Source organism: Mesorhizobium sp. M7A.F.Ca.US.007.01.2.1 (genome assembly GCF_003998165.1).
Taxonomy (GTDB): Bacteria; Pseudomonadota; Alphaproteobacteria; order Rhizobiales; family Rhizobiaceae; genus Mesorhizobium; species Mesorhizobium ciceri.
In genome coordinates, this window is the sequence record NZ_RZQP01000072.1 from 20,129 (window position 1) to 27,029 (window position 6,901).

A 6,901-nucleotide genomic window follows, 5' to 3' on the forward strand; every position below is an offset into this window, starting at 1 on the left:
CGGCGCCTTACTCCTTGCGCGCCCTTTCGACCCGACTGCCGGAGCCCCACAAGGCGCGCTTCAGCAGGTTGCGCTTGCGCGGCACGAGGTTGATGTCGCTGACAAGCTTGGCGCCGCCCTCCCGCCGTTCGAGGGTGATCTTGCGGCTGTGGAAGGCTTCCAGCTCGGCACGGTGCGCCACGCTGATGATGGTGACATCGGGCAATTCGCGGATCACCGTCGCCATCATGGCGTCCTGGCTCTTCTCGTCGAGCGCCGAGGTTGCTTCATCCAGCACGACGATATCGGGGCGGTGCAGCAGCAGGCGCGCGAAAGCGAGACGCTGCTTTTCGCCGCCCGACAGCGTCTGGTCCCATGGCGCTTCTTCCTTGATCCTTTCGGCAAGATAGGCCAAGCCGACCTTGTCCAGGGCGGCCTTGATCTGTTTGATCGTCCACTTGTCCGCGGCCGCGGGATAGGCGACCGCGCGGCGAAGCGTGCCCGAGGGGATGTAGGGGCGTTGCGGCAGCATGAACAGTCGCCTGTCGGCATGAAAATTGACGCTGCCGCCGCCCCATGGCCACAGGCCGGCAACGGCCCGCACCAGCGTCGACTTGCCCGAGCCGGATTCGCCAGCCACCAGCACACGCTCGCCCGGTTCGATCGCAACCTCGGTTTCCTTGACCACGGAGGTGCCGTCGTCGAGCGTGACGGAGAGATCGTCGAGGCTGAGCATCGCACCGTCTTCGGTTTCGCCGTGCTGGATGCGTCCGAGCGCGTCGCTCTGCTCCGCACGCTCGAGCCCGTCGAGCGACATCATCAGCGAGGCGATGCGTCGCGCCGAGGCGTTCCAGTCGGCAAGACGCGGGTAGTTGTCGACCAGCCATCCGAACGCGCCCTGCACGATGGCGAAGGCGGAGGCAGCCTGCATCACCTGTCCGAGCGACATCGAGCCTTCGAGGAATTTCGGCGCGCAAAGCAGGACCGGCACGACCGGCGCAAACAGGCTCGACCCCTGCGACACCAGCGCCGTGCGCATGTGCTGGCCCGTCAGCAGCGCCCATTGCCTGAGCACATGACCGAAATTCCTGTCGATGCCGCTGCGCTCCTCCTCCTCGCCGCCGAGCAATGCGATGCTCTCGCCGTTTTCGCGTACCCGCGTCAGCGTGTAGCGGAATTCGGCTTCCGCCTGGTTCTTCTGCTCGGAGAGGCGGACGAAATGCCGGCCGATGACCACCATCGACGTGGAGGTGATGGCGGCATAGATGACTGCGGTGATGACGAGGAAGCCGGGAATGGTCAGGTTTTCGCCACCGATCGGCAAAGTGAGCGCGCCGCCGATCGTCCACAGCACCACGATGAAGGTCGAGGCCGACAGGAACGCATTGAGGACGCCGGAGATGAAATCGACCGGTGACTCGGTGGCGATCCGCAGATCCTCCGTGAGGCGGGCTTCGGGGTTCGAGTGGTCGCCGGCGACGAGATTCAACTGGTAGTAGCGGCCATTGGCAAGCCAGCGTGCGATGACGGCGGTGGTCAGCCAGGAACGCCAGCGGCGCTGGATCGTCATGCGCAGATAGACCTGCGCGACCACAAGGCCCGCGCTTCCAGCGACGAGCGGCAGGAATATGGCGCTAAGCACATAAACGGTGTGGACGTTGCGTTGCTCGATGGCGTCGAAGAAGGAGCGGTTCCAGACGTTGATCCCGTATTGAAAGCCGACATTGACGCAGATCAGGATCAACAGCCCGATCGTGAGCGGCCAGGCAAGCCCATCGCCCCGCCTGGCCCAGTAGCCGCGCCCGCTGATCCAGAAACGCCGCAGCAGGTATTTCCGGCGCGCCTGCTCGGCTTCTTCGGGCGTCAGTTGCGGATCCGGCTCGACAGCCTCCGGTGGCGGTCCCGGCTGGCCGTCGACCTCGGGGGCAGCTTCGGCAGTCGGCGGTTTTTTTTCGCGCAGATCCTCTTGGCGCGGCCTGTGGTCACGCGGCGCTTGCTGTCGCGGCTTCAAGGCACCGCGCGGTTTGATGCCGTCGGCCTGTTTCAATTTGGGTTTCGCCTCGGACATACGCTCCGACAACGACCTCAAAATCAAAAGGTTTCACGACGACAGCCGATATCAATGCGCAGTGCCGTAGCCGGCTCCAAAAACCTTTTCGCCGCCGATCCAGACGCCCTTCGGGTCGAGATCGTCCGACAGCGCGACAATATCCGCAGCCGTGCCGTTGGCGAATCGGCCAAGCCGGTGCGACTGGCCGATTGCTTGCGCCGGATAGAGCGAAGCCATGCGCAAGGCCTCGGAAAGCTCGACCCCGATGACGCGGTGGGTGAAACGAATGGCCGAGATCATGTCGAGATCGGCGCCCGCCAGCGTTCCGTCGCCGAGCCGCAGGCTGCCATGCCTGCGATAGACGGTACGGCCGTTGAGCGTGAACGACGTCATGTCGGTGCCGATTGTCGCCATGGCGTCGGTGACCAGAACGATCCTGGCCGGCCCCTGCTTGGCGCGCAGTGCGATCTTGATGGTGGCCGGATCGACATGGATGCCGTCGGCGATGAGACCGGCCGACAAGGCGCCGATGTCGATGGCGGCGCCCGCCAGGCCAGGCTCGCGATTGCCGATCTGGCTCATCGCATTGAACAGGTGGGTAACCATCGAGGCGCCCGCCGCGGCAAAGGCGCTGGCGGTGGCGTAGCCGGTGTCGGAATGGCCAAGGCTGACGATGACGCCGGCCTTAGTCAGCGCCGCGACGCGAGCCGGCTCGACGGATTCGGGCGCGATGGTGGTCAGCAGCACCGGCAGCTTTTGCCGCGCCGCGATCAGCATCGCCTGGTCGGCATCCGTCATCGGCCGGATCAGCGCCGGATCATGCGCGCCCTTGCGGGCGACCGACAAATGCGGGCCTTCGAGATGCAGCCCGAGAAAGCCAGGCACCTTCTGGCGCGCCGCCGCCTCGCCGGCGGCGACAGCGGCGGCCGTGATTGCAGGCGTGTCGGTGATCAGCGTCGGCAGCAGCGCCGTCGTGCCGAAGGGCGCGTGGGCGCGGCAGATGGTCTCGATGGAAGCGACATCGGGATGGTCGTTGAGCATGACGCCGCCGCCGCCATTGACCTGCAGGTCCACGAAGCCCGGCACCAGCAGGCCGTCACCGGCGTCGACGAGGGCGATGTCCGAGGGGACGGCGCCCGTGGGCAAAATGGCCTCGACGAGACCGTCGCGCACGACCAGCGCGTGGCCTTCATGCCAATCGTCGCCGTCGAAAATCCGGGCGCCAGTCAGGGCAAAGCGATTGCTCATACGGTCTCCGTCACCTTGCGAAGATTGCGCGGCGTGTCCGGGTCGAGACCGCGATGGCGGGCAAACGCCTCGACGAACATGTAGAAGGAGACGATCAGCGTCAGCGGATCGGTCAGTGGATGGCCTGTGGCGACATGCGGCAGGCGCACGGCGCGTTGGGCAAGTGCCGAGGTGACGAACACCGGCGCGCCCTTGGCCGCCAGGCTGTCGGCGGCCTCGGCAATCGACGGTTCGGACGCGTCGCGCGCGGCCAGCGCCAGCACCGGAAAATCAGGGCCGACCAGCGCCAGCGGGCCGTGCATGACCTCGGCGGCGCTGTAGGCTTCCGCATGCATGCCGCAGGTCTCCTTGAATTTCAGCGCAGCCTCATTGGCCATCGCCGCCGACGGTCCGCGGCCGAGGATGAACAACGACTTCTGCTTCTCGATCGTCTCAGAGATCACGCTCATCCAGTCGCAGGCGATCGCCTTGCCGAAATGCTCCGGCAGGCGGGCAAGCGCCGCCAGCAGCGCATCGTCGCCGGTGGCATGCGCCATCAGAGCGAGGCCGGCGACGGCCGAATTGATGAAGGTCTTGGTCGCCGCGACGCTGCGCTCGGGGCCGGCCAGGATGTCGATCGCATAGTCCGAGGCACGCGCCAGCGGCGAATCGGCGGTGTTGGTGATGGCGACGGTCAGCGCGCCTCCCGCCCGCGCGGTTTCGGCCATGGCGACGATGTCGGGGCTCTTGCCCGACTGCGAGATCGCCAGACAGGCCGAGCCGGCGAGCCTGAGCTTGCGGCCATAGATCGAGGCGATCGACGGCCCGACCGATGCGACGGCCAGGCCCGCGGTCAGCTCGACGGCGTATTTCATGAAGGTGGCGGCATGGTCGGACGAGCCGCGCGCCACGGTGACGACGAACTGCGGGTCGCGTTCACGGATGCCGCGCCCGGCTTCGGTCAGCACGGCGCCGGAGCCGTCGAGCAGGCGGGCGACGGCCTGCGGGACCTCCTCGATCTCGCGCCGCATATGGGTCATCTCTGTCGACATGGTCGGCTCTGTCGTGCTCATGGTCGGCCCTCTTCGCTCGGCCCTGTCAGCCGCAGTTCGGCGACGAAATCATAGGCGTCGCCCCGGTAGATAGAGCGGGTGAATTCGATCACCTTGCCGCTCGCCAGATAGGAAATGCGTTCGATGTGCAGGCCGGCAATGCCTGGCGGCACCTCGAGCAGGCGCGCGTCGCTGTCGCCGAGATTGGCGGCGGAAATGCGCTGCACCGCCCGCACCGGCCGATTGCCGGTCAATTCCAGCGCGGCATAGAGCGAGGAGCCTATGTCGGCCGGGTCGGGCAACACGCTGGCCGACAGCGAGGCCCGCTCGATCGCCAGCGGCGTGTCGTTGGCAATGCGCAGGCGCGCCACGCGCGCCACCAGTTCGTTCGACGACAGGCCGAGCACCATCATTTCGTCGGGCGAAGGTGCGTAAAGGCCGCGGTCGAGCCATGCCGAACGCACCACCATGCCGCGCCGCGCCATGTCCTCGGTAAACGAGGTCAGCCGCGACAGCGACTGTTCGACACGCTCCATGCGCGGCGCCACGAAGGTGCCGGAGCCGTGGCGCTGCACCAGGATGCCGCCCTTGACCAGGTCCTGCACCGCCTTGCGCACGGTGACCCGCGAAATATCGGCCTTGGTGGCGATGTCGCGCTCGGAGGGCAGCGCGTCGCCCGGCCCGATCAGGCCGCGGTTGACCGCGTCCTCGATGCTCTTGCGCAGCTGCAGATAAAGCGGCGCGCCGCTTTGCGCCTGATGTTTCAGCGTGGCGAAGATCTGGTCGGCGGCCTCGCTCATCGAGTTGCCTTCGCGTGTCCGGCGAAAAGGCGAACCGCCATCTGCACCGCGCCGCCCAGCGCGTCGTCGAGCGGCGGCTTCAGCAGCGCCCGGTAGCGGGCAGACAGGCGCGGCGCGTAGAGCGGCGCCAGCCCGCCGAGGAGGCACAGCGGCGCGTCGTCGGCGAGATCGAGCGCGCCGAGCGAGGCTTCGACATCGGCAACCACCCTGTCGAGGATCCAGTTGGCGACGCTGTCGCCCTTCTCGGCGTGTTCGAACACCTTGGGTGCGAAGCCGCCGAAATCGCCGGGCTTGGCATTGGTGGTGAATTCGACGACATCCTCCGGGTTGTTGCGGAAGACGGCCAGCATGCTCTGCGTCAGCGGCGAGCCCGCGCGGACGCCGTCATAGGCAAGCAGTGTCTGTTCGAGCAGGTCGCGGCCGATACGGGCGCCGCTGCCCTGGTCGCCAACCTGGAAGCCCCAGCCGCCGATGGCGCGCGATTTGCCTTGTCTGCGCGCCATATAGGCGGTGCCGGTGCCGAGGATCGCCATGGCGCCGTCACCGGCGCCGACAGCGCCTTCCAGCGCGATTTCGGCGTCGGTCTCGACGCGGCTGATGCTGAATGGCAGGATCGCCTCGAGCTGCTGCCGGTAGGTGCCGACATTGGCGCCGGCAAGGCCGAGAATTGCGGGCGTTCGCGGGATCAGTTCCGGATCCTGCCCGGCGACGAGGAACGCCTGCCTGGCGGCCTCGACGATGTTCGAGCGGGCGCCGGTCAGGTCGGTGCGGATGTTGGCGGCGCCGCTTTTGGCGCGGCCGATCACCGTGCCGTCCGCCGTTGCCAGGGCGGCCCTGCAGCTGGTGCCGCCGCCATCGATTCCGAGCACGAAATTCACGTTGATTTCTCCTCCGGGCGGATAATACCAATAAAATACCAATAGCCAAGGATTAATTTCCGTTTCAAAAAGTTTAAGCCGTATTTTATTGAAGAATCTGCCTATTTCGGCGGCTCAGCGATTTCCGGCCCGCGAATTCGTTAATGCGTGTGGACAAGTGGTATTTTTTTGGTATTGTTCTGGTATTGGAGGAACCGGGATGGCCGAAACGCGCACCGAAGCGCTTCACAAAAATGCCGAGGGGCTGGATATCCAGCCTCCGGACGCCATCCTTTCCTATTTGGCCGATGCGCAGATCGAAGCCGCCAAGGTGGTGCGCCATGCCATTCCATCCATCGCCAGGGCCGCCGAGATCATCGCCGGCAGGCTGAAGAGCGGGGGCAAGCTTGCCTACGCCGCGGCCGGCAGCTCAGGCCTGATGGCACTGGCCGATGCGCTGGAGCTGCCGGGCACCTTCGGCATTCACCGCGACCGCATCGCCATCCTGATCGCCGGCGGCGACGACGCTTTCCGCACGCTGGCCGGCGGGCCGGAAGACGATACCGAGGAAGCCGCGGCAGCGGTCGCCGAGGCCGGCCTCGGCAAGGGCGACTGCCTGATCGCCATTTCCGCCAGCGGCACGACGCCCTATGCCGTGCGGGCCATCGAGGAGGCTGCCCGCCGCGGCGCTGCCACCATCGGCATCGCCAACAACAGGGACTCTGCGCTGCTGCGCCAGGCACAAACCGCCATCCTGCTCGAAACGCCGCCGGAACTGATCGCCGGCTCCACGCGCATGGGCGCCGGCACTGCCCAGAAGATCGCGCTCAACATGCTGTCGACGCTGACCGCCATCCATCTCGGCCATGAGATTGACCATGTAGCCGTCATGCACATGGCCGACAACATCAAGCTGCGCGACCGCGCGGCGCGTAT

Annotated in this window: 6 protein-coding genes; 1 reads left to right on the forward strand and 5 read right to left on the reverse strand. The window is 66.4% G+C overall.

The features are described 5' to 3' along the window. Window positions 1-7 precede the first annotated feature (7 nt). Genes EN949_RS15420 through EN949_RS15440 form a run of 5 tightly spaced genes read right to left on the reverse strand, consistent with a single transcriptional unit; the run spans window position 8 to window position 5,986 of the window. Window positions 8-2,047, reverse strand: a complete 2,040-nt coding sequence (locus EN949_RS15420; RefSeq protein WP_063169680.1) for an ABC transporter ATP-binding protein/permease — start codon at window positions 2,045-2,047, stop codon at window positions 8-10. A 51-nt stretch (window positions 2,048-2,098) separates the two neighbouring features. After that, the gene (gene nagA / locus EN949_RS15425; protein ID WP_063169681.1) at window positions 2,099-3,277 is read right to left on the reverse strand and encodes an N-acetylglucosamine-6-phosphate deacetylase; all 1,179 of its coding nucleotides are present in this window, start codon (window positions 3,275-3,277) and stop codon (window positions 2,099-2,101) included. Next, the gene (locus EN949_RS15430) at window positions 3,274-4,308 is read right to left on the reverse strand and encodes an SIS domain-containing protein (protein WP_063170416.1); all 1,035 of its coding nucleotides are present in this window, start codon (window positions 4,306-4,308) and stop codon (window positions 3,274-3,276) included. The genes nagA and EN949_RS15430 overlap by 4 nt, the downstream gene beginning before the upstream one ends. Window positions 4,309-4,325: 17 nt before the next feature. Beyond that, window positions 4,326-5,108 (reverse strand): GntR family transcriptional regulator, encoded by a 783-nt coding sequence (locus tag EN949_RS15435; RefSeq protein WP_063169682.1) that lies wholly within the window; start codon window positions 5,106-5,108, stop codon window positions 4,326-4,328. Beyond that, window positions 5,105-5,986, reverse strand: a complete 882-nt coding sequence (locus tag EN949_RS15440) for an N-acetylglucosamine kinase (protein ID WP_063169683.1) — start codon at window positions 5,984-5,986, stop codon at window positions 5,105-5,107. The genes EN949_RS15435 and EN949_RS15440 overlap by 4 nt, the downstream gene beginning before the upstream one ends. A 199-nt stretch (window positions 5,987-6,185) precedes the next feature. Here EN949_RS15440 and EN949_RS15445 point away from each other — a divergent pair. Then, on the forward strand, window positions 6,186-6,901 hold a 716-nt coding region (locus tag EN949_RS15445; protein WP_127371719.1), incomplete at its 3' end, for an N-acetylmuramic acid 6-phosphate etherase.

What these genes read in the sequence shown, in the direction of transcription:
- EN949_RS15435 (WP_063169682.1), bottom strand. Translation starts at nt 5,108, where the DNA reads ATGAGCGAGGCCGCCGACCAGATCTTCGCCACGCTGAAACATCAGGCG.
- EN949_RS15430 (WP_063170416.1), bottom strand. Translation starts at nt 4,308, where the DNA reads ATGTCGACAGAGATGACCCATATGCGGCGCGAGATCGAGGAGGTCCCG.
- EN949_RS15420 (WP_063169680.1), bottom strand. Translation starts at nt 2,047, where the DNA reads ATGTCCGAGGCGAAACCCAAATTGAAACAGGCCGACGGCATCAAACCG.
- nagA (WP_063169681.1), bottom strand. Translation starts at nt 3,277, where the DNA reads ATGAGCAATCGCTTTGCCCTGACTGGCGCCCGGATTTTCGACGGCGAC.